A 22,134-nucleotide genomic window follows, 5' to 3' on the forward strand; every position below is an offset into this window, starting at 1 on the left:
TTATTATTGGGCGGGCTTGCCCATCGGCGGCACAGCCTCGCTGCGCACCGGGTAGGACTCAAGTCTGCGGTCAGCGAAAAAGCATTCTAAGGTACGTCCCACCGTGCGGAAAGCCAGCTCGGACCAAGGGATGTCGGCTTCGTCAAACAGCTGCACTTCAAGGCTTTCGGGGCCTGCGGCGAAGTCCAGGTCGACCAGTTCGGCGCGGTAGAAGATATGCACCTGATTGATGTGCGGCACATCGATCAGGGTGTAAATCGCCAGGTTGCGCACGCGGGCGCAGGCTTCTTCCTGGGTTTCGCGCGTGGCGGCCTGTTCGACGGTCTCGCCGTTTTCCATAAAGCCCGCGGGCAGAGTCCAGTAGCCCAGGCGCGGCTCGATGGCGCGCCGGCACAGCAGCACTTTATCGCCCCACACCGGCACGGTCCCGGCGACGATATTGGGGTTCTGATAGTGAATGGTCGAGCAGTGATCACACACAAAACGCAGGCGCCCGTCGCCTTCTGGAATGCGTTGGGTGACCGGTTTACCGCACTGGCTGCAGAATTTCATGCTGGGGTTCCTGGAAAGTGCGCCTATCTTGGCGTGGCGGGCAGGGGCCTGCAAGTTGTCGTTTAGCGACACCCGCCGGGTTTTGGGGTTGGGCGCCCGCACGCTTTGGTGCATGATGCATGGTAGCCAACAGACCGAGATGACTCATGCTGGACGAGCTACTTCGCCGGGTAAGCAACCACACCCCCCACACGCTGGAAACCGACGGGCGTTTCCCCGAGGCTGCGGTGCTGGTGCCGATTACCCGCAGTGATGAACCCGAGCTGATCCTGACCCTACGCGCCAGCGGCCTGTCGACCCACGGTGGCGAAGTGGCGTTTCCCGGCGGTCGTCGCGACCCCGAAGACCCGGACCTGATTTTCACCGCCCTGCGTGAGGCCGAAGAGGAAATCGGCCTGCCGCCTGGCTTGGTCGAAGTGATCGGCCCGTTGAGCCCCCTGATCTCCCTGCATGGTATTCGCGTCACACCGTATGTCGGCGTGGTCCCTGATTACGTCGAATACCTGGCCAATGATGCAGAGATTGCCGCCGTTTTCAGCGTACCCCTGGACTTTTTCCGACAGGATCCGCGCGAACATACCCACAGAATCGATTACCAGGGCCGCAGTTGGTATGTGCCCAGCTATCGGTTTGGCGAATACAAGATTTGGGGGCTGACGGCGATCATGATCGTCGAGTTGATCAACCTGCTCTATGACGACGCCCAGATCAGCCTGCACCAGCCGCCCAAGAGCTTCATCAATATCTAAGCCATCGTTTGAATGGCAAGCCGTGAGGACACACCATGAAATACCGCCTGGGCGACGCCTGCGTCGAGACGCATCCCAACAGCTGGGTGGCGCCGAACGCCACGCTGGTGGGCAAGGTCAAGCTGGAAGAGGGCGCCAACGTCTGGTTCAACGCGGTATTGCGTGGCGACAACGAACTGATCCTGATCGGCAAGAACAGTAATGTGCAGGACGGCAGCGTGATGCACACCGATATGGGCTATCCGCTGACTCTGGGCACGGGCGTGACCATCGGCCATAACGCCATGCTGCACGGCTGCACCGTGGACGATTACAGTCTGATCGGCATCAATGCAGTGATCCTCAACGGCGCGAAAATCGGCAAGCACTGCATCATTGGCGCTAACTCGCTGATTGGCGAAGGCAAGGAAATTCCCGATGGCTCGCTGGTAATGGGCTCGCCGGGCAAAGTGGTGCGGGAGTTGACTGACGCGCAAAAGCGCATGCTCGAAGCCAGCGCCGCCCACTATGTGCATAACTCACAGCGCTATGCCCGCGACCTGGCTGAGCAGCAAGAATGAACCCGATTGAACGCCCCGTTGGCTCGCCGTGCGTGAGCATTTGCGCGCTGGATGATGACGACATCTGCACCGGCTGCCAGCGCACCGTGGATGAAATCACGCGCTGGAGCCGCATGGACAACGCCGAACGCCGGGTGGTGTTGGGCTTGTGCCACGAGCGAGCGGTGGCGGCTGGGCTGGTGTTTATGGCTTCTGGTAAATCCGGCGCCTGATAGATCGCCATCAGCGGCAAGCCCCCTCCCACACTTAACCGCGTTTAATCTGTAGGAATACGGTCAAAATGTGGGAGGGGGCTTGCCCCCGATGGGACCCTCCCAGACGACATATTTCAAAATGTGAAGTACCCTGTGCCCCTTGTTCACAGGTCTCTCGCCCCATGCTCTTCCTGATCGCCTACATCAGCAGCGTCGTGCTGATCAACTTCGCTTTCTCCACCGCCCCGCACCTTGACGTGATCTGGTCCGCCTGGGGTGGCCTGGTATTTATTCTGCGCGACATGGTGCAAACCCGCTTCGGCCACGGTGCGATCATCGCCATGTTGGCGGCGCTGGTACTGTCCTATGTCACTTCCGACCCTGCCATTGCCCTTGCCAGTGCCACGGCATTCGCGGTGTCCGAATGCATCGACTGGCTGGTGTTCAGCATCACCAAGCGCCCGCTCCACGATCGCCTGTGGATAAGTTCGGCGCTGAGCATTCCCCTCGACACGTTTATCTTCTTCGGCCTGATCGGCGCGCTGACGCCGGCGGTGGTGGGTACGGCCTTGGCATCGAAATTCGCCGGGGTCACGGTGGTGTGGCTGATCATGGCCTGGCGTATCCGCAAGCGGGCCGTCGCCAACTGAGGCCAATTTTTACAGTTCATGTAAAATGCCGGCCTTTCTCCCCATGATCCGCTCCCCTGAGGACCTGAGATGACCCGAATCGGAACTCCATTGTCGCCAACCGCGACCCGCGTTTTGCTGTGTGGCTGCGGTGAGCTGGGCAAGGAAGTGGTGATCGAACTGCAACGCCTGGGCGTTGAAGTGATTGCCGTGGATCGCTACGCCAATGCGCCGGCCATGCAGGTTGCCCACCGTAGCCATGTGATCAACATGCTCGACGGCGCCGCCCTGCGTGCGGTGATCGAAGCGGAAAAACCGCACTTCATCGTGCCGGAAATCGAAGCCATCGCCACCGCTACCCTGGTGGAGCTGGAAGCCGAAGGCTTCACCGTGATCCCGACCGCACGCGCCACGTCGCTGACCATGAACCGCGAAGGCATCCGTCGCCTGGCCGCCGAAGAGCTGGACCTGCCGACCTCGCCGTACCATTTTGCCGACACCTTTGAAGACTACAGCAAGGCCGTCCAGGATCTCGGCTTCCCGTGCGTGGTCAAGCCAGTGATGAGCTCGTCGGGCAAAGGCCAGAGCTTGCTGCGCAGCGCTGACGATGTGCAGAAGGCCTGGGATTACGCCCAGGAAGGCGGGCGGGCTGGCAAAGGCCGCGTGATCATCGAAGGTTTTATCGACTTCGACTACGAAATCACCTTGCTGACCGTGCGCCATATCGGCGGCACCACCTTCTGCGCGCCAGTCGGCCACCGTCAGGAGAAGGGCGACTATCAGGAATCCTGGCAGCCACAGGCCATGAGCCCGGTTGCCCTGGCGGAATCCGAGCGCGTTGCCAAAGCCGTGACCGAAGCCTTGGGTGGCCGTGGTCTGTTTGGCGTGGAGCTGTTCATTAAGGGCGATCAGGTGTGGTTCAGCGAAGTGTCGCCGCGCCCGCACGACACGGGTCTGGTGACCTTGATTTCCCAGGACCTATCGCAGTTTGCCCTGCACGCGCGCGCCATTCTGGGCTTGCCAATCCCGTTGATTCGCCAGTTCGGGCCTTCGGCCTCGGCGGTGATTCTGGTGGAAGGGCAGTCGACCCAGACCGCATTCGCCAACCTCGGCGCTGCACTGAGCGAGCCGGACACCGCGTTGCGTCTGTTTGGTAAGCCAGAAGTGAATGGCCAGCGCCGCATGGGCGTGGCGTTGGCGCGGGATGAGTCGATTGAAGCGGCTCGGGCCAAGGCAACCCGTGCTTCCCAGGCGGTTGTGGTAGAGCTCTAGAAAGCATCGGGGGCAAATCGAATCTTCGCACCGCCCCTCCCACACTTGACCGCGTTTAATCTGTAGAAATGCGCTCAAAATGTGGGAGGGGCGGTGCGACGATTCGACTTGCCGCCGATAGCGGTCTATCAGGCAACCTTGTTCAAATCATTATCCCGCGTCTCTTTCAGGCACAGCACAGCAATCAAGCTGAGCAACGCTGCCGCCGACACATACCCGCCGACATAACTGAGCCCGCCCATCGCCACCAGCTTGGTTGCGAAAAACGGTGCCGCCGAAGCGCCCACAATTCCACCCAAGTTATACGCCGCCGAAGCGCCGGTATAACGCACGCGGGTTGGGAATAGCTCTGGCAGCAGGGCGCCCATCGGTGCGAAGGTCACACCCATCAGGAACAGCTCCAGCGCCAGGAACAGTGCCACGGCCCAGGTCGAGCCATGAGTCAGCAGTGGCTCCATGGTGAAGCCGGACAGGATCGCCAGGACTGCGCCGACGATCAGCACCGGCTTGCGCCCGTACCGATCACTGGCCAAGGCAGCCAACGGTGTGGCCAAACCCATGAACAGCACCGCGAAGCACAGCAGGCCAAGGAATGTCTCGCGGCTGTAGCCCAAGGTCGACACGCCGTAGCTCAGGGAGAACGCCGTGGTGATATAGAACAGCGCATAGCACACCACCATCGATGCGGCGCCCAGCAGCACCGGCAGCCAATGCTGGCTGAACAATTCCACCAGCGGCACCTTTACCGGTTTTTCCTTGGCCACGGCGTTGGCGAACACCGGGGTTTCATGCAATTTCAACCGCGCGTACAGGCCGACCATCACCAGTGCTGCGCTGAGGATGAACGGGATGCGCCAGCCCCAGCTACGGAATTGCTCGTCGTTGAGGCTCATGGCCAGGATCAGGAACAAGCCGTTTGCGGCCAGGAAGCCGATCGATGGGCCAAGCTGCGGGAACATGCCGAACCAGGCGCGTTTGCCCTTTGGCGCATTCTCGGTAGCCAGCAGCGCCGCGCCGCCCCATTCCCCGCCCAGGCCAAGGCCCTGGCCGAAACGCAGCACGCACAACAGAATCGGCGCCCAGGCCCCGATGCTGTCATAGCCGGGCAGCAAACCGATCAACGTGGTGCACACGCCCATCAGCAGCAGTGAAGCCACCAGCGTCGACTTGCGGCCGATACGGTCGCCAAAGTGGCCGAACAGCGCTGAACCCAATGGGCGGGCGATAAAGGCGATACCGAAGGTCAGGAATGACGCCAGCATCTGCGCGGTGCCGGAGGTTTGCGGGAAGAATACCGGGCCGATCACTAGGGCAGCAGCGGTGGCGTAAATATAGAAGTCGTAGAACTCGATGGCGGTACCGACGATGCTCGCAGTGGCGACTCGTGCAGTCGAGTTGGTCGGGGCGGCGGTCGCAGCCTCGTTATAGGTGGTGCTCATTGAGTTATCCCTGACAGTCATTGCGCGTTTGGACGCGGATTATTATTGGTCGAACACCCCTGGATCAGGGTTGTGCGCGGGGCGGCTCGGGATGGGAGCGTACACCGGTCAGACAGGATGCTGCGGTGCCTGGACGCGCTCAGTGCGGATAGCACACGGTCGGGCGGGGCTTGGGTAAGCCGACCCGATTATAGGAAGGGGGTTGCGCATCGAACAAGCGGATTAAACGGCCACCGGCACTCGACTGGTGTGCCAGATCAGTACCTTGCTCACCCGGTTGTCCTCGGTTTCGAGGATTTCCAGGCGGTAGCGGCCAATCTTCAGGCACACCGCGCAATCCGGAATGGTCTCCAGGGCTTCGGTCACCAGGCCGTTGAGCGTCTTGGGGCCGTCGCTTGGCAGGTGCCATCCCAGGCTCTTGTTCAGTTCGCGGATCGAAGCGGCGCCATCAATGATGTAGCGGCCATCGGGCTGCGCTTCGATATGCGGGTTGTCCGTACCCTGTTCACTTTCGAACTCTCCGACGATTTCTTCGAGTATGTCTTCCAGGGTAACGATGCCCAGCACTTCGCCATATTCATCCACCACCATGCCCAGGCGCCGCTGCTGTTTGTGGAAGTTCAGCAGTTGCAGCTGGAGGGGCGTGCTTTCCGGTACGAAGTAGGGTTCGTAGGAGGCCTCGAGCAAGGCTTCCTTGGTCAGGCTGGCGTCCGGCAGCAGATGCTGGATCAGCCGGGTGTTCAGTACGGCTTCGACCTGATTGATGTCACTGTGGAACACCGGCAGGCGAGTGCGCGGGGAGGTGCGCAGTTGCTCGATGATTTCTTCGATCGAGTCATCCAGGTTGATACCGTCCACTTCGCTGCGGGGTACCAGGATGTCATTGACGGTGATGTTGTCCAAGGCGTGGATGCCCGGCATGCGCGGGGTGCGGCTGTCGTCGGCCTCGGGCTGCGGCTCATCGTCGTGGTCGGGCTGTGGCTCGTCGCTGTTTTTCACCACGCCGGGCTTTCGGGCAAACGGGCGTAGCAGCAACAGGCTGATGCCATTGAGCAGCCAGGCGGCGGGATAGAGGATTTTCAATGGTACGCCCAGCAGCGTGTTGCCGAAGCCCAGCACCGCTTGCGGATGGCGGGTTGCCAGGGCGCGTGGCAGGTAGTCGGCCAGGATTAGTAGAACAGCGCAGGAGATCAGCCAGCCGAGCCACGGGCCGTTCTGTGCCCAGGCATAAATCGCCAGCAGGGTGCAGAGGATTACCACGGCCGCACGGCACAGGCTGTTGCACAGGATCAGGCTGTGGCGCGGGAAACTCAGGCGGGCGGCAGCCTTGTCGCCCTGACGTGTACCGGGGCGCAGGGCCAGCAGGTGTTGTTGTGCGGCTTCGATGGCGGTAAACAGCGCCGCCCATAACACCAGCAAGGCGATTACCGCGAGCATCGGCCCAAGGGGCAAGTTGTCCATGATTGCTGCCCGTCAAATATGCAGGATGTATTCGCGAACCAGCTTGCTGCCGAAATAGGCCAGCATCAGCAGGCAGAAACCGGCCAGGGTCCAGCGGATCGCCTTGTGCCCGCGCCAGCCGAGGCGATTGCGGCCCCACAGCAACACGCTGAACACCACCCAGGCCAGGCACGCCAGCAGGGTCTTGTGCACCAGGTGCTGGGCAAACAGGTTCTCGACGAACAACCAGCCGGAGATAAGCGACAGCGAGAGCAGCGTCCAGCCGGCCCATAGGAAACCGAATAGCAGGCTTTCCATGGTTTGCAGCGGAGGGAAGTTCTTGATCAGGCCGGAGGGGTGCTTGTGCTTGAGCTGGTGATCCTGCAGGAGCAGGAGCAGGGCCTGGAACACCGCGATGGTGAACATGCCGTAGGCCAGTATCGACAACAGAATATGGGCGAGGATGCCGGGTTCTTCGTCAATCACCTGCACCGTGCCGGTGGGCGCGAACTGCGCCAGTAGCACCGTCAGTACGCCCAGGGGGAAGAGCAGGACCAGTAGGTTCTCAACGGGGATCCGGTAGCAGGCCAGCAGCGTCAGCGCGATGACCGCTGCAGCGATCAGGCTGGCGGCACTGAAAAAGTCCAGGCCCAGGCCGACCGGCGTCATCAGGTGGGTGAACAGGCTCGCGGCATGAGCCAGCAGGGCGAGTACGCCCAGGCTGACCAGCAGGCGTTTGTCCGCCTTGGTGCCTTGGGCAAGACGAGTGCCCTGATAGAAGGTCGCAGCGGCATATAAGAGGGCGGCGGCGAGACTGGGTAGCAAACTGGGTGACAAGGGGACCATAAATCCTGATAGACAAGCCCGAAAGGCGCTGAGTTTGGCATACACCTGCGTTCCACGAAAGACTCCCGGACCAGACAGCGGGTGTGCATGGGCTCAGTCTTCGCTATAATCCGCGACCTGCCCACGCCGCAGGCTCGCCGAGCGCTGTTTTTAATAGCGATTTACCACAGCCTGGGCCGCCATTACCTCGGTCTACAATGCATTTCGATGAATAGGGCCTGAAAGGATCGCGCATGTTTGAAAACCTGACTGACCGTCTCTCGCAGACGCTGCGCCACGTAACCGGCAAGGCCAAGCTGACCGAGGACAATATTAAAGACACCCTGCGTGAAGTACGCATGGCGTTGCTGGAAGCCGACGTGGCCTTGCCTGTGGTCAAGGACTTCGTCAACTCGGTCAAGGAACGTGCGGTCGGCACTGAAGTGTCCCGCAGCCTGACCCCGGGCCAGGCCTTTGTGAAGATCGTCCAGGCCGAACTCGAAAGCCTGATGGGCGCCGCCAACGAAGATTTGAACCTCAGCGCCGTGCCACCGGCCGTCGTGCTGATGGCCGGTCTGCAAGGTGCGGGTAAAACCACCACCGCCGGCAAGCTGGCGCGCTTCCTTAAAGAGCGCAAGAAGAAGTCGGTAATGGTTGTGTCGGCCGACGTGTACCGTCCTGCGGCCATCAAACAGTTGGAAATGCTGGCGGGCGAAGTGGGCGTAACCTTCTTCCCGTCCGATCTGAGCCAGAAGCCAGTCGACATTGCCAACGCAGCTATTAAAGAGGCCAAGCTCAAGTTCATTGATGTCGTAATCGTCGATACCGCCGGTCGCCTGCACATTGATGAAGAGATGATGGGCGAGATCAAGGCGCTGCATGCCGCGATCAATCCGGTCGAGACACTGTTCGTGGTCGACGCCATGACCGGCCAGGATGCAGCCAACACCGCCAAGGCTTTCGGTGATGCACTGCCGCTGACCGGCGTGATCCTGACCAAGGTCGACGGCGACGCCCGTGGCGGTGCTGCGCTGTCGGTACGCGCCATTACCGGCAAGCCGATCAAGTTCATCGGTATGGGTGAGAAGAGCGAAGCGCTCGAACCGTTCCACCCTGAGCGTATCGCCTCGCGTATCCTCGGCATGGGCGATGTGCTCAGCCTGATCGAACAGGCCGAAGCCACCCTCGACAAGGACAAGGCCGATAAACTGGCCAAGAAGCTGAAGAAGGGCAAGGGCTTCGACCTCGAAGACTTCCGCGACCAGCTGCAACAAATGAAGAACATGGGCGGCCTCGGCGGCCTGATGGACAAGCTGCCGAACATCGGCGGTGTGAACCTGGCGCAAATGGGCAATGCCCAAGGCGCGGCAGAGAAGCAGTTCAAGCAGATGGAAGCCATCATCAACTCCATGACCCCGGCCGAGCGCCGCGACCCTGAGCTGATCAGCGGTTCGCGCAAGCGTCGGATCGCCATGGGTTCCGGCACCCAGGTGCAGGACATCGGTCGCTTGATCAAGCAGCACAAGCAGATGCAGAAGATGATGAAGAAATTCTCCGCCAAAGGCGGAATGGCCAAGATGATGCGCGGCATGGGCGGTATGTTGCCCGGCGGCGGCATGCCGAAAATGTAAAGAATTCGAGCGCAAGTTCGCTTGCGCTCCGACCCACAGGGATGTGGGATCTCCAGCAAACCCGCCGTTGGCGGGGGCTGACCTGCCGTTTTAAACGACGGCTCTATAGCAGATCTGAATGGCACGCTGATAGGCGCCAGAAAAAGACATTTGCAAAAGTCCGGATATTCCTTAGAATATGCGGCCTTTCGGGCACCTATGCCCGCTGTGCATTTAGATTTGCAGCACCGACTACAGGAACGATCTTCACATGCTAACAATCCGTCTTGCCCTCGGCGGCTCCAAAAAGCGCCCGTTTTACCACTTGACCGTAACCGACAGCCGCAACCCGCGCGACGGTTCGCACAAAGAACAGGTTGGTTTCTTCAACCCTGTTGCTCGTGGTCAAGAAGTTCGTCTGTCCGTGAACCAAGAGCGCGTAGCCTACTGGCTGAGCGTTGGCGCACAGCCATCCGAGCGCGTTGCAAAACTGTTGAAGGACTCGGCTAAGGCCGCAGCCTGAGCAATATGAACGCGACGCCAACTGTTGCTGATGATTTGATCGTTATCGGCAAGATTTATTCTGTTCATGGCGTTCGCGGCGAAGTGAAGGTGTATTCCTTTACTGATCCGACAGAAAACCTGTTGCAGTACAAAACCTGGACGCTCAAGCGCGAAGGTAGTGTGAAACAGGTCGAGCTGGTCAGTGGGCGTGGGAGCGATAAGTTCCTGGTCGCGAAGCTCAAGGGTCTTGATGATCGTGAAGAAGCTCGTCTTCTGGCTGGTTATGAGATCTGCGTGCCGCGCAACCTGTTCCCTGAATTGACCGACGGCGAGTACTACTGGTACCAGCTGGAAGGTCTGAAGGTTATTGATCAACTCGGGCAATTGTTCGGGAAAATCGATCATCTTCTGGAAACCGGCGCCAATGATGTAATGGTGGTCAAGCCTTGTGCTGGCAGCCTGGATGATCGCGAACGCTTGTTGCCCTATACGGAGCAATGCGTGTTGGCTGTTGACCTGGCAGCGGGCGAGATGAAGGTGGAATGGGACGCGGACTTCTAAGCGTGGCTAATTTGCGCATTGAAGTGATCAGTTTGTTTCCCGAGATGTTCTCCGCCATCAGCGAGTACGGCATCACCAGTCGGGCGGTGAAACAGGGGCTGTTGCAGCTCACCTGTTGGAACCCGCGAGACTACACGACGGATCGACATCACACTGTGGACGATCGCCCATTTGGCGGTGGCCCGGGCATGGTGATGAAGATCAAGCCCCTGGAAGACGCGTTGGTTCAGGCCAAGGCAGCTGCTGGGGAGAAGGCGAAGGTAATTTACCTGTCCCCTCAAGGCCGTCAGCTGAAACAGGCGGCGGTACGCGAACTGGCGAATGAGGAAGCATTAATCCTGATTGCCGGTCGCTATGAAGGCATTGACGAGCGCTTTATTGAGGCTCATGTCGATGAAGAGTGGTCGATTGGGGACTATGTCCTGTCTGGCGGCGAGCTGCCGGCGATGGTCCTGATAGATGCGGTTACACGACTGCTGCCTGGAGCTTTAGGGCATGCGGACTCCGCGGAGGAAGATTCCTTCACGGATGGTTTGCTGGATTGCCCGCACTACACCCGTCCGGAGGTGTATGCGGATCAGCGTGTTCCCGACGTATTGCTAAGTGGCAATCACGCACACATCCGGCGTTGGCGTTTACAGCAGTCCCTTGGTCGGACCTATGAACGACGCGCCGATCTTCTGGAAAGCCGCTCGCTTTCTGGAGAAGAGAAGAAGCTGCTCGAGGAATACATCCTCGCGCGGGACGATAGTTAACAACGTATCGATGGTAGGTCCATTGACTTACCTTAGGAGCACAGCATGACTAACAAAATCATCCTTGCACTCGAAGCAGAGCAGATGACCAAAGAGATCCCTACCTTTGCCCCGGGCGACACTATTGTCGTTCAGGTGAAAGTGAAGGAAGGCGACCGTTCGCGTCTGCAAGCGTTCGAAGGCGTGGTAATCGCCAAGCGTAACCGTGGTGTGAACAGTGCTTTCACTGTTCGTAAAATCTCCAACGGTGTTGGCGTAGAGCGTACTTTCCAGACCTACAGCCCGCAAATCGACAGCATGGCCGTTAAGCGTCGCGGTGACGTACGTAAAGCCAAGCTGTACTACCTGCGTGACCTGTCCGGTAAAGCAGCTCGCATCAAGGAAAAACTGGCTTAAGTCCAGCTTTCCGATGCAGAAAAAAGCAGCCTACGGGCTGCTTTTTTGTGCCTGAAATTTGTCCATTTTCCGGTATTTGCCCATGACTACTCGCCTCGAAGAAATTCAGCGCCGTACTGACCTCTCTGTCACCCATGTGACCAAGGCTGTATTCCCGCCGACGACCAACCACCACAACACCTTGTTCGGCGGCACTGCGCTGGCCTGGATGGATGAAGTATCGTTCATCACCGCCACGCGTTTTTGCCGTTTGCCGTTGGTGACGGTTTCTACCGACCGCATCGACTTCAATCATGCGATCCCGGCGGGTTCCATCGTTGAGCTGATCGGCCGTGTGATCAAGGTCGGCAACACCAGTCTCAAGGTTGAGGTTGAAGTGTTCGTCGAGAGCATGAGTGCCGATGGACGTGAAAAGGCGATCCAGGGCGTGTTCAGCTTTGTCGCGATTGATGCGGACAAGCGCCCAGTACCTGTGCTGCCGGGATTTGCAAACTGAAACATCCTTTTGTAAGAGCCGGCAAGCCGACTTCTACATGCGTTAGCATCCCCCTATTCTTTTCAGCCACGAGCCCTCATGCCTGCTATCGACCACCCCCTGATCGACCGCTTCCTCGACGCCCTCTGGCTGGAAAAAGGCCTTTCGGACAACACTCGCCAGGCTTACCGCAGTGACCTGGCGCTGTTCAACGGCTGGCTGCAGGAGAATAACCTTGAACTGGTCAGCGCTGGCCGTGAGCTGATTCTCGATCACTTGGCCTGGCGCCTGGATCAGAATTACAAGCCGCGTTCCACTGCACGTTTTCTATCTGGTGTACGTGGCTTTTATCGCTATCTGCTGCGAGAAAAGCTGATTGCCCTGGACCCGACCTTGCAAGTCGACATGCCGCAACTGGGCAGGCCATTGCCCAAATCCCTATCGGAAGCCGACGTCGACGCCTTGCTCGCCGCCCCTGACCTGAGCGAAGCCATCGGCCAGCGTGACCGCGCGATGCTCGAAGTGTTGTACGCATGCGGGCTACGGGTTACCGAGCTGATCAGCCTGACCCTGGAGCAGGTTAACCTGCGTCAGGGCGTGCTGCGTGTGATGGGCAAGGGCAGTAAGGAGCGTCTGGTGCCGATGGGAGAGGAGGCGATTGTGTGGGTCGAGCGTTATATGCGCGATGCCCGTGGCGAATTGCTCGGTGGGCGCCCCAGCGATGTGCTGTTTCCCAGCCTGCGCGGTGAGCAAATGACCCGCCAGACTTTCTGGCATCGCATCAAGCACCAGGCCAAGGTCGCCGGAATTGGCAAGAGCCTGTCTCCCCACACGCTACGCCATGCATTTGCCACCCATTTGCTCAACCACGGTGCGGATTTACGCGTGGTGCAAATGCTGCTCGGGCACAGCGACTTATCCACCACCCAGATCTACACCCATGTGGCGCGTGCGCGATTGCAGGATATGCACGCCAAGCACCACCCGCGAGGCTGAAAACCGCCAATTTATCCCGCCGCGGGCTGCCCTGCGGCCCAACTGTGGTAGGCTTTGCCGGTTAGCAAAGGTGACGGTCCCGACCCGTGTCTACAGAGACAGCGGTGTTCCTTCCCGTCCCTGCATCTGCCTTCAGGAGTTCCCATGCGCTTGACCCAGATTATTGCCGCCGCAGCCATTGCGTTGGTTTCCACCTTTGCCGTCGCCGATGATGCTGCCGAGCAGACCATCCGCAAGAGCCTGGCCAACCTGCAACTTGATACCCCGATCGAAAGCATCAGCGCCAGCCCGATGGCCGGCCTGTATGAAGTCAAGCTCAAGGGTAGCCGCGTGTTGTACGCCAGTGCCGATGGCCAGTACATCGTCCAGGGTTACCTGTTCCAGTTGAAAGACGGCAAGCCGGTCAACCTGACTGAGAAAGCCGAGCGTCTGGGCGTGTCCAAATTGATCAATGGCATTCCGGTGGCCGAGACTGTGGTGTACCCGGCCATCGGCGAGACCAAGACTCACATTACCGTGTTTACGGACACCACCTGCCCGTACTGCCATAAGCTGCACGCCGAAGTGCCTGCGTTGAACAAGCTGGGTGTGGAAGTGCGCTACGTAGCGTTTCCGCGTCAGGGCCTGGGTTCGCCGGGTGACGAGCAATTGCAGGCGGTCTGGTGCTCGGCCGACAAGAAAGCGGCCATGGACAAGATGGTCGACGGCAAGGAAATCAAGGCTGCCAAGTGCGCCAATCCGGTCTCCAAGCAGTTCGCATTGGGCCAGTCCATTGGCGTGAACGGTACACCGGCTATCGTTTTGGCTGATGGCCAGGTTATTCCGGGCTACCAGCCGGCGCCACAAGTTGCCAAACTGGCGCTGAGTGCCAAATAAACAAGCATCGTCGAACCTTTGACGATCATGGCTCGTTGATCAGTCGACGGGTCATTAATTGAAAGCCGCAGTTGTGCGGCTGTTTTCCACGGCCGACCTAGCGTCGGCCGTTTCATGGGGAGTTCTTCAGTGAAACCGGTCAAAGTAGGCATCTGTGGTTTAGGGACCGTCGGTGGCGGCACCTTCAACGTACTTCAGCGTAATGCTGAAGAAATTTCCCGCCGTGCAGGGCGCGGGATTGAAGTGGCGCAAATTGCCACGCGTTCGCCAAAGCCTCAGTTCGAAACGACCGGTATTGCGATTACCAACGATGTCTTCGCCGTGGCCACCAATCCGGAGATCGATATCGTCATCGAGCTGGTAGGCGGCTATACCGTTGCCCGTGAGCTGGTGCTCAAAGCCATCGAGAACGGCAAGCACGTGGTCACTGCCAACAAGGCGCTGATCGCCGTGCACGGCAACGAGATCTTCGCCAAGGCGCGTGAGAAGGGCGTGATCGTAGCGTTCGAAGCCGCAGTAGCCGGTGGTATCCCGGTGATCAAGGCGATCCGTGAAGGCTTGTCCGCCAACCGTATCAACTGGGTGGCCGGCATCATCAACGGCACCGGTAACTTCATTCTCACCGAAATGCGTGAGAAGGGCCGTACCTTCGAAGACGTGCTGGCAGAAGCCCAGGCTCTGGGTTACGCCGAAGCCGACCCGACTTTCGACGTGGAAGGGATCGACGCGGCCCACAAGCTGACCATCCTGGCGTCCATCGCCTTTGGTATCCCGCTGCAGTTCGACAAGGCCTACACCGAAGGCATCACCAAGCTGACCACGGCCGACGTGAACTACGCCGAAGCCCTGGGCTACCGCATCAAGCATCTTGGCGTAGCGCGCAGCACCCCGGCTGGTATCGAGCTGCGTGTGCACCCGACGCTGATCCCCGCCGATCGCCTGATCGCCAACGTCAACGGCGTGATGAACGCAGTGATGGTCAACGGTGACGCTGCGGGTTCCACGCTGTTCTACGGCGCCGGCGCCGGTATGGAGCCGACCGCTTCCTCGGTGATCGCCGACTTGGTGGACGTGGTTCGCGCCATGACCAGCGACCCGGAAAACCGCGTCCCGCACCTGGCCTTCCAGCCTGATTCACTGTCGGCCCACCCGATCCTGCCTATCGAAGCGTGCGAAAGTGCCTACTACCTGCGCATCCAGGCCAAGGATCATCCGGGCGTGTTGGCCCAGGTCGCCAGCATCCTGTCGGAGCGCGGTATCAACATCGAGTCGATCATGCAGAAGGAAGTCGAGGAGCAAAATGGCCAGGTGCCGATGATCCTGCTGACCCACCGCGTGCTTGAGCAGCACATCAACGACGCCATCACCGCGCTGGAAGCCTTGCAAGGCGTTGTCGGCCCGGTCGTTCGTATTCGTGTTGAACACCTGAACTAACCGATTGTTCCAGGGGCCCCGCGCGTTCGGCGGCCTCTGTTCGAGAATGTTTTAGAGGAGCCAGTCATGCGTTACATCAGCACCCGCGGCCAGGCACCGGCCCTGAATTTCGAAGACGTTTTGCTGGCAGGCCTTGCCACTGACGGCGGCCTGTACGTGCCGGAAAACCTGCCACGCTTCACTCAGGAAGAAATCGCCTCCTGGGCCGGGCTGCCGTACCACGAACTGGCGTTCCGAGTGATGCGTCCATTCGTCACCGGCAGCATTCCAGATGCGGACTTCAAGAAGATTTTGGAAGAAACATACGGCGTGTTTTCCCACAGCGCCATCGCGCCGTTGCGCCAACTGAACGGCAATGAGTGGGTGCTGGAACTGTTCCACGGCCCGACTCTGGCGTTCAAGGACTTTGCCCTGCAACTGCTCGGTCGCCTGTTGGATTATGTGTTGGAGAAGCGCGGCGAGCGCGTTGTGATCATCGGCGCTACCTCCGGTGATACCGGTTCGGCCGCCATCGAAGGCTGCAAGCACTGCGAAAACGTCGACATCTTCATCCTGCACCCGCACAAGCGTGTGTCGGAAGTTCAGCGCCGTCAGATGACCACCATCTTTGGCGAGAACATCCACAACATCGCCATCGAAGGCAACTTCGATGACTGCCAGGAAATGGTCAAGAACAGCTTCGCTGACCAGAGCTTCCTCAAGGGCACCCGCCTGGTCGCGGTGAACTCGATCAACTGGGCGCGGATCATGGCCCAGATCGTTTACTACTTCCACGCATCCCTACAGTTGGGCGGCCCGGCGCGTTCGGTGTCGTTCTCGGTGCCGACCGGCAACTTCGGCGATATCTTCGCCGGTTACCTGGCGCGTAACATGGGCCTGCCGATCAACCAGTTGATCGTCGCCACCAACCGCAACGACATCCTGCACCGCTTCATGAGCGGCAATCAGTACGTCAAGGAAACCCTGCACGCTACCCTGTCGCCTTCCATGGACATCATGGTCTCGTCGAACTTCGAACGCCTGCTGTTCGACATGCACGGTCGCAACGGTTCGGCGATTGCCGGCTTGATGGACACCTTCAAGAGCGGCGGCGGTTTCAGCGTTGATGAGGAGCGCTGGACCGAAACCCGCAAGCTCTTTGACTCCCTGGCCGTGGACGATGCACAGACCTGCGAGACCATCGCCGAAGTCTATGCCCAGACCGGCGAACTGCTCGACCCGCACACCGCCATCGGTGTGAAGGCCGCCCGCGAATGCCGTCGCAGCCTGGATATTCCAATGGTGATCCTCGGTACCGCGCACCCGGTCAAATTCCCGGAAGCGGCGGAGAAAGCCGGTGTCGGCAAGGCGTTGGAGCTGCCGGTGCACTTGACCGACCTGTTCGAGCGCGAAGAGCGTTGCACGGTGTTGGCCAATGACTTGAAAGCAGTGCATGCGTTTGTCAGCCAGCACGGCAATCGTGGTAAGCCGTTGTAAGGCAGACCGCGTACACAAAAACGCCGCTCTCCCTTGCTTGGGTCAGCGGCGTTTTTTGTTTTTTGGCAGCGCTCATTAAGTAAAGGGGCGACCTGCGATAGCGCCCGGCCAAACCCCAAACCACCGCCCATTGCGCAAGCATTTATGTGTCGCCGTTTTTTGCTTGTCATATTGCAAGCGCATGCTGGAAACCTCATCCCCCGGTAACCCCCGTAAATACGAAAAAGCGAACTTTCCTACGTCATAACCAGTCACTTAGGATAGATGCAGTTCCCGTTGAAACGATTGTTCCCGAACTATTGAGTGGTGATCGAGATGGAAAGTATCAGCCTATTGCTCGAAGAAGCACTGACCCCTTATCAGGTTGCGCTGACCACTGCGGGTGTTCAGGACGAGTGCTTGGTGACAGTAAAGAATCCTACTGGCGCTATTGTGGTCGAGCGTGAAGTTGACCGTGCCCAATTGATGGATAAACGCGTGCTAGTGGACGTAGTGGACTGCCTGCTGCGTGACATCAAAATTGCAGAAGGCCGATTGGAACCCTCGGTCATTGCCGCCTTACGCAATGCCGCCCAGACCCGTGGCATTGCCCGCGCATGAAGAATTGTTCATCGATGGAAACTTCCTACGGCATGGCCGGTCAGATTTTGTAACAGCAAGAGCAAACATTGTGCTCCGGTGTTTGTGGCTTGCTGTACTGGTCTTTGTTGGCCACGTTTAACCCTGAAGTGTCTCCCCACGCTTCGGGGTTTCTTTTTGCCCGCGATTTGTCAGGGCGTAGTCGCGTCTTGGTAAAACTGGACATGGTCGGTCAGATATTGCGCGCGCAGCGCCGGGTCGAGCCAGGCGGCATAGGCGTGCAGTAGTGGAGCCTGGGGCAGCCCGTTCAACACTTGGTTGATGTGTTCAATTGCCTGGTGGCCCTCAGGCGTATCGGAGCAGCCGATATGCACACGCTGGTAGGGCATGACGCCAGCAATCGGATAGAACGCCAAAGTCAGCGGATCAATCCCCTGGCGCAGGGCGTGATAGCGAATTTCAGTCCAGTAGCCCAGCACGGCTTCCAGGCGACCCAATCGTTGCATTTGCAGCAGGCTGCCCAGGGCGTCGTTTCCGTAGTGCAGCACGCGGGTGGGCGCATCCGTTTGGTCCAGCATTTCATCGATGAGCGTCCCGTAGCTGCGCTCGGCCACCACGCCCAGGCGTGCGCGCTTATCCAGCAGGAGCGCCGCGAGGTCCACCCTTTGCTGTGCGACAAGCGGCGCGAGCACGTCACGGCGGTCCTGACGTACCACCACCCCATTACTGACCATGGAAAAAGCCGGGCGCGAATACACCACCCACTTGGCCCGTTCTGCTGTCCATAGCATGGTGGGGTCGCAGGTCAGTGCGGGGGTCTGAAGTATCTGCAGGCCGCGTGCACGGTTAACGTGCAAAATCTTGTGTTGGTACTCGGGCAGGCGCTCCATCAGCATCGGCAGCAATTCGTCGATGACGCCCTGGCCCTTTTGCGGGCCGTCGAGGATGGTCATCGGGGGCAGGTCGCGGATTAACCAGGTCAAGGTGTCCGCTGCCTTGGCAGACAGCGGCAGAAGCCCGAGCAACGGTGCACAAACACCCAGGAGCCAACGCCGCGCCATTATTGCGAGTGCGCCATCAGATCGCGCCTTGTTCACGTAGCCGGGTGATCGCGGCCGCGTCGTAACCTAGCTCGTTAAGCAGCACGTTGGTGTGCTCGCCCAACTGCGGCCCGACCCACTCGCAGCTCCCGGGCGTGTCCGACAGCTTGGGCACGATGCCCGGCATCTTGAAGTCCTTGCCGTCTGGCAGTTGCGCCTTGAGGAACATCTCCCGCGCCAGGAATTGCGGATCGCCAAGCATGTCCTCGGCGCTGTAGATCCGGCTGGCGGGTACCTCGGCCTTGTTCAGTTGCTCCACCACCTGCTCCAGTGACAGCGAATTGACCCAACGATCAATCACGCCATACAGCTCATCACGGCGGGTATCACGCCCGTCATTGCTCGCCAACTGCGCATCATTCGCCAGGTCTTCACGGCCAATGGCACTCATAAACCGTTTGAAGATTGCATCCCCATTTGCGCCGATCTGCACATGCTTGCCGTCCGCGCTGGTATGGATCGACGACGGTGTAATGCCGGGCATGATGTTGCCGGTGCGCTCACGGATGAATCCGAACACGTCAAACTCAGGAATCATGCTTTCCATCATGGCGAAGATAGCTTCATACAGCGCCACATCCACCACTTGGCCTACGCCGCCATTCACTTCGCGATGACGCAGCGCCATCAATGCACCGATTACTGCCCACAACGCAGCGATGGAGTCGCCAATGGAAATCCCTGTGCGCACTGGCGGGCGGTCCTCGAAACCGGTGATGTAACGCAGCCCGCCCATGGATTCACCGACGGCACCAAACCCCGGCTGGTCTTTCATCGGTCCGGTCTGGCCAAAGCCCGAGAGGCGCACCATCACCAGTTTCGGGTTCAGCGCGTGCAGGGTTTCCCAGCTCAGGCCGAGCTTCTCCAGTACACCGGGGCGAAAGTTCTCGATGAGAATGTCGGCGTCCGTCAGGAGTTGCTTGAGAATCTCCAGACCGTCCGGGTGCTTTAGGTTCAGCGTCAGGGATTTTTTGTTGCGTGCCTGCACGAACCACCACAGCGAGGTGCCCTCGTACAGCTTGCGCCATTTGCGCAGCGGATCGCCGCCATTCGGGGATTCGACCTTGATCACTTCTGCACCAAATTCAGCGCAGATACGCGAAGCGAACGGGCCGGCGATCAGGGTGCCGAGTTCGATGACTTTCAGGCCGGCAAGCGGTTTGGCATTAAACGACATGGGGATCCTTGTCTGCGCGGAGCGGGTGTGTGATGCCTTTTAACATAGGCGAGCGGCCAGGGATAAGCGTGAAACAGCGCAGGATTCGTTGAATGGCACCACCATCAGTTAGACTGGCCGCCTTTCCCTGTCTCTAGAAGCCCGTTCATGGCCCAGCCGTCCACGACCTACAAATTCGAACTCAACCTCACCGACCTCGACCGTTCGGTGTACGAGAGCGTCAAACAGACCATCGCTCGCCACCCTTCGGAAACCGAAGAACGCATGACTGTGCGCCTGCTGGCCTACGCCCTTTTTTACAATGAGCAATTGGCATTCGGTCGTGGCCTTTCAGATGTAGACGAACCGGCCCTGTGGGAAAAAAGCCTGGATGATCGGGTTTTGCACTGGATCGAAGTCGGCCAGCCCGATGCCGACCGCCTGACCTGGTGCTCGCGCCGTACTGAACGTACCAGCCTGCTGGCTTATGGCAGCCTGCGTGTATGGGAAGGCAAAGTGGTGCCGGTGGCGAATAATCTGAAAAACGTACACATCGCTGCGGTGCCCCAGGAGATTCTGGAGGTTCTGGCCAAGGACATGCCCCGCGTAATCAAGTGGGACGTGATGATCAGCGAAGGCACGATCTTCGTCACTGATGACCGTGGCCAGCATGAAGTGCAACTGCAATGGCTGGTCGGCGAGCGCGGTTGAATACTGCGGGGAGGGCTTGCCCCTTCCACATGTGCCCCGTGTTGCCTTCAGCGTTGTCGTTTAACCGTCGTATCAAAGAGAAGCGCCCATCACCCCATGCGTATTGATCCTCGTCCGTTGCCCGCTGTCCTGCCATTTCTCGGTGAACTGCCACCGCTGTTGACCCGTCTTTATGCCGCACGCGGGGTGCAGTCCGAGGCCGAGCTGGATAAAAGCCTGGCGCGCTTGATTCCCTATCAACAGCTCAAGGGCATCGACGCCGCCGTAGACCTTTTGGTGACGGCCCTGGAGCAACGCCAACGCATCCTCATCGTTGGTGACTTCGACGCCGATGGCGCCACCGCCAGCACTGTAGGCACCCTGGGCCTGCGTTTGCTCGGTGCCGCCCATGTCGATTACCTGGTGCCCAATCGCTTCGAATACGGCTACGGCCTGACGCCGGAGATTGTTGCCGTGGCCCTGCAGCGCGAGCCGCAGTTGCTGATTACCGTGGACAACGGCATCTCCAGCGTCGAAGGCGTGGCCGCAGCGAAGGCGGCGGGGTTGCAGGTGTTGGTCACCGACCACCACTTGCCCGGTGACGAGTTGCCGGCGGCAGACGCCATCGTCAATCCTAACCAGCCAGGCTGTGAGTTTCCGAGCAAGGCGTTGGCCGGTGTTGGCGTGATTTTCTACGTGCTGATGGCGCTGCGCGCGCGCTTGCGTGAGCTGGGCTGGTACGCGAACAAGCCGCAGCCGAATATCGGCGATCTGCTCGACTTGGTTGCCCTGGGCAGTGTCGCCGACGTGGTGCCGCTGGACGCCAACAATCGCATCCTGGTGCACCAAGGCCTGGAGCGTATCCGCGCAGGTCGCGCGCGGCCGGGGATCAAGGCGATCCTTGAAGTGGCCAAGCGCGATGCGGCGCGCATCACCTCCACCGACCTGGGCTTTATTCTCGGGCCGCGGCTCAACGCCGCCGGGCGCCTGGACGACATGAGCCTGGGTATCGAATGCCTGCTCACCACGGATTTCGCGGCGGCGCGGGAAATGGCGGCGCAACTGGACGGCATGAACCAAGACCGTAAATCCATCGAGCAAGGTATGCAGCGCGAGGCTCTGGCCCAGCTCAAGGACTTGCCGGTGGAATCAATGCCCTATGGCCTGTGCCTGTTCGACCCTGAATGGCACCAAGGCGTGATCGGCATTCTGGCGTCGCGCATGAAAGAGCGTTATTTCCGCCCGACCATCGCCTTCGCCGATGCGGGTGATGGCCTGCTCAAGGGCTCTGGGCGCTCTGTGCCGGGTTTTCACATCCGTGATGCGCTGGCGGTGGTTGCTAGCCAGCATCCCACTCTGATCGCCAAGTACGGCGGCCATGCCATGGCGGCGGGTCTGACATTGCCAGAGGCGAATTTCCCTCTGTTTGCCGAAGCTTTTGATGCCGAAGTGCGTCGTCAACTGCGTGAAGAAGACCTCACCGGTCGCCTGTTGTCCGACGGCACACTGGCGGTTGAGGAGTTTCACCTGGAGCTGGCCCGCGCCCTGCGGCATGCTGGTCCTTGGGGGCAGCACTTCCCCGAGCCGCTGTTTCACGGGGTGTTTCAGTTGGTGGAGCAACGCGTGGTGGGGGAGCGGCACCTGAAAGTAGTGCTCAAGAGCGAATGCGGTTCAGTGAAGCTCGATGGCATCGCCTTTGGCGTGGACCGTGAGGTCTGGCCGAATCCGACCGTGCGATGGGTGGAGTTGGCCTACAAGCTGGACGTGAACGAGTTTCGTGGGAATGAAACCGTGCAGTTGATGATTGCCCACATCGAGCCGCGTTAGATTTTACTAACACCGCAAAACAACTGTGGGAGGGGGCTC

24 protein-coding genes are annotated in these 22,134 nt (G+C 59.6%); 18 read left to right on the top strand and 6 right to left on the bottom strand.

The genetic code is table 11. From position 1 onward, the window contains the following. Positions 1-3 precede the first annotated feature (3 nt). On the bottom strand, positions 4-552 hold the full coding sequence (locus ACKZ62_RS04990; protein ID WP_032890771.1) for an NUDIX hydrolase: 549 nt from the start codon (positions 550-552) through the stop codon (positions 4-6). Positions 553-698: 146 nt separating this feature from the next. Here ACKZ62_RS04990 and ACKZ62_RS04995 point away from each other — a divergent pair, with 146 nt between their 5' ends. From ACKZ62_RS04995 to purT, 5 genes are all read left to right on the top strand, one after another. Continuing rightward, on the top strand, positions 699-1,301 hold the full coding sequence (locus ACKZ62_RS04995; RefSeq protein WP_032890773.1) for a CoA pyrophosphatase: 603 nt from the start codon (positions 699-701) through the stop codon (positions 1,299-1,301). Positions 1,302-1,336: 35 nt separating this feature from the next. Next, positions 1,337-1,861 carry a gamma carbonic anhydrase family protein gene (locus ACKZ62_RS05000; protein WP_447096399.1) on the top strand — a complete coding sequence of 175 codons (525 nt, stop codon included), beginning with the start codon at positions 1,337-1,339 and terminating at the stop codon, positions 1,859-1,861. Next, positions 1,858-2,073: a DUF1289 domain-containing protein gene (locus tag ACKZ62_RS05005; RefSeq protein ID WP_032890777.1), complete on the top strand. Its 216-nt coding sequence runs from the start codon at positions 1,858-1,860 to the stop codon at positions 2,071-2,073. Before ACKZ62_RS05000 ends, ACKZ62_RS05005 begins: the two co-directional genes overlap by 4 nt. A 164-nt stretch (positions 2,074-2,237) precedes the next feature. Continuing rightward, positions 2,238-2,705 (top strand): VUT family protein, encoded by a 468-nt coding sequence (locus ACKZ62_RS05010; RefSeq protein WP_032890779.1) that lies wholly within the window; start codon positions 2,238-2,240, stop codon positions 2,703-2,705. A gap of 69 nt (positions 2,706-2,774) precedes the next feature. Then, complete coding sequence (gene purT, locus ACKZ62_RS05015; protein ID WP_003193969.1) at positions 2,775-3,956, top strand: formate-dependent phosphoribosylglycinamide formyltransferase; 1,182 nt, start codon at positions 2,775-2,777, stop codon at positions 3,954-3,956. 128 nt (positions 3,957-4,084) lie between these two features. Here the strand turns inward: purT and ACKZ62_RS05020 are convergent, their stop codons facing one another. From ACKZ62_RS05020 to ACKZ62_RS05030, 3 genes are all read right to left on the bottom strand, one after another. Then, positions 4,085-5,395 carry an MFS transporter gene (locus ACKZ62_RS05020; protein WP_032890781.1) on the bottom strand — a complete coding sequence of 437 codons (1,311 nt, stop codon included), beginning with the start codon at positions 5,393-5,395 and terminating at the stop codon, positions 4,085-4,087. Positions 5,396-5,617: 222 nt separating this feature from the next. Continuing rightward, on the bottom strand, positions 5,618-6,856 hold the full coding sequence (locus ACKZ62_RS05025) for a transporter associated domain-containing protein (RefSeq protein ID WP_099602734.1): 1,239 nt from the start codon (positions 6,854-6,856) through the stop codon (positions 5,618-5,620). Between the two features lie 12 nt (positions 6,857-6,868). After that, on the bottom strand, positions 6,869-7,681 hold the full coding sequence (locus ACKZ62_RS05030) for a cytochrome C assembly family protein (RefSeq protein WP_122756106.1): 813 nt from the start codon (positions 7,679-7,681) through the stop codon (positions 6,869-6,871). A 233-nt stretch (positions 7,682-7,914) separates the two neighbouring features. Between ACKZ62_RS05030 and ffh the strand changes: the two genes are divergently transcribed. From ffh to ACKZ62_RS05085, 11 genes are all read left to right on the top strand, one after another. Next, positions 7,915-9,291 (top strand): signal recognition particle protein, encoded by a 1,377-nt coding sequence (gene ffh, locus ACKZ62_RS05035; protein ID WP_003193965.1) that lies wholly within the window; start codon positions 7,915-7,917, stop codon positions 9,289-9,291. 250 nt (positions 9,292-9,541) lie between these two features. Continuing rightward, positions 9,542-9,793: a 30S ribosomal protein S16 gene (gene rpsP, locus ACKZ62_RS05040; RefSeq protein WP_003175899.1), complete on the top strand. Its 252-nt coding sequence runs from the start codon at positions 9,542-9,544 to the stop codon at positions 9,791-9,793. A gap of 5 nt (positions 9,794-9,798) precedes the next feature. Beyond that, the gene (rimM, locus tag ACKZ62_RS05045) at positions 9,799-10,335 is read left to right on the top strand and encodes a ribosome maturation factor RimM (RefSeq protein WP_027605457.1); all 537 of its coding nucleotides are present in this window, start codon (positions 9,799-9,801) and stop codon (positions 10,333-10,335) included. Beyond that, positions 10,317-11,090, top strand: a complete 774-nt coding sequence (gene trmD, locus ACKZ62_RS05050; RefSeq protein WP_024077235.1) for a tRNA (guanosine(37)-N1)-methyltransferase TrmD — start codon at positions 10,317-10,319, stop codon at positions 11,088-11,090. The genes rimM and trmD overlap by 19 nt, the downstream gene beginning before the upstream one ends. Before the next feature lie 45 nt (positions 11,091-11,135). Further along, complete coding sequence (gene rplS, locus ACKZ62_RS05055) at positions 11,136-11,486, top strand: 50S ribosomal protein L19 (protein WP_003175895.1); 351 nt, start codon at positions 11,136-11,138, stop codon at positions 11,484-11,486. A gap of 82 nt (positions 11,487-11,568) precedes the next feature. Continuing rightward, on the top strand, positions 11,569-11,982 hold the full coding sequence (locus ACKZ62_RS05060; RefSeq protein WP_032890787.1) for an acyl-CoA thioesterase: 414 nt from the start codon (positions 11,569-11,571) through the stop codon (positions 11,980-11,982). 78 nt (positions 11,983-12,060) lie between these two features. Continuing rightward, positions 12,061-12,957: a site-specific tyrosine recombinase XerD gene (xerD, locus tag ACKZ62_RS05065; RefSeq protein WP_032890789.1), complete on the top strand. Its 897-nt coding sequence runs from the start codon at positions 12,061-12,063 to the stop codon at positions 12,955-12,957. 144 nt (positions 12,958-13,101) lie between these two features. After that, positions 13,102-13,833: a thioredoxin fold domain-containing protein gene (locus ACKZ62_RS05070; protein WP_003175893.1), complete on the top strand. Its 732-nt coding sequence runs from the start codon at positions 13,102-13,104 to the stop codon at positions 13,831-13,833. Between the two features lie 129 nt (positions 13,834-13,962). After that, positions 13,963-15,267, top strand: a complete 1,305-nt coding sequence (locus ACKZ62_RS05075) for a homoserine dehydrogenase (RefSeq protein ID WP_032890791.1) — start codon at positions 13,963-13,965, stop codon at positions 15,265-15,267. A gap of 66 nt (positions 15,268-15,333) precedes the next feature. Beyond that, positions 15,334-16,743: a threonine synthase gene (thrC, locus tag ACKZ62_RS05080; RefSeq protein WP_447096400.1), complete on the top strand. Its 1,410-nt coding sequence runs from the start codon at positions 15,334-15,336 to the stop codon at positions 16,741-16,743. A 315-nt stretch (positions 16,744-17,058) separates the two neighbouring features. Further along, positions 17,059-17,343 carry a DUF3509 domain-containing protein gene (locus ACKZ62_RS05085; RefSeq protein ID WP_447096401.1) on the top strand — a complete coding sequence of 95 codons (285 nt, stop codon included), beginning with the start codon at positions 17,059-17,061 and terminating at the stop codon, positions 17,341-17,343. A 170-nt stretch (positions 17,344-17,513) separates the two neighbouring features. Here the strand turns inward: ACKZ62_RS05085 and ACKZ62_RS05090 are convergent, their stop codons facing one another. Continuing rightward, complete coding sequence (locus ACKZ62_RS05090) at positions 17,514-18,383, bottom strand: TIGR02285 family protein (RefSeq protein ID WP_179179910.1); 870 nt, start codon at positions 18,381-18,383, stop codon at positions 17,514-17,516. Between the two features lie 16 nt (positions 18,384-18,399). After that, positions 18,400-19,599: a CaiB/BaiF CoA transferase family protein gene (locus tag ACKZ62_RS05095; protein ID WP_447096402.1), complete on the bottom strand. Its 1,200-nt coding sequence runs from the start codon at positions 19,597-19,599 to the stop codon at positions 18,400-18,402. Between the two features lie 147 nt (positions 19,600-19,746). On the opposite strand from ACKZ62_RS05095, the gene ACKZ62_RS05100 reads away from it, so the two are divergent. Continuing rightward, positions 19,747-20,289, top strand: a complete 543-nt coding sequence (locus ACKZ62_RS05100) for a YaeQ family protein (RefSeq protein ID WP_032890801.1) — start codon at positions 19,747-19,749, stop codon at positions 20,287-20,289. Positions 20,290-20,385: 96 nt separating this feature from the next. After that, positions 20,386-22,095: a single-stranded-DNA-specific exonuclease RecJ gene (gene recJ, locus ACKZ62_RS05105; protein WP_122753149.1), complete on the top strand. Its 1,710-nt coding sequence runs from the start codon at positions 20,386-20,388 to the stop codon at positions 22,093-22,095. Positions 22,096-22,134 lie beyond the last annotated feature (39 nt).

The organism is Pseudomonas sivasensis, assembly GCF_052938085.1.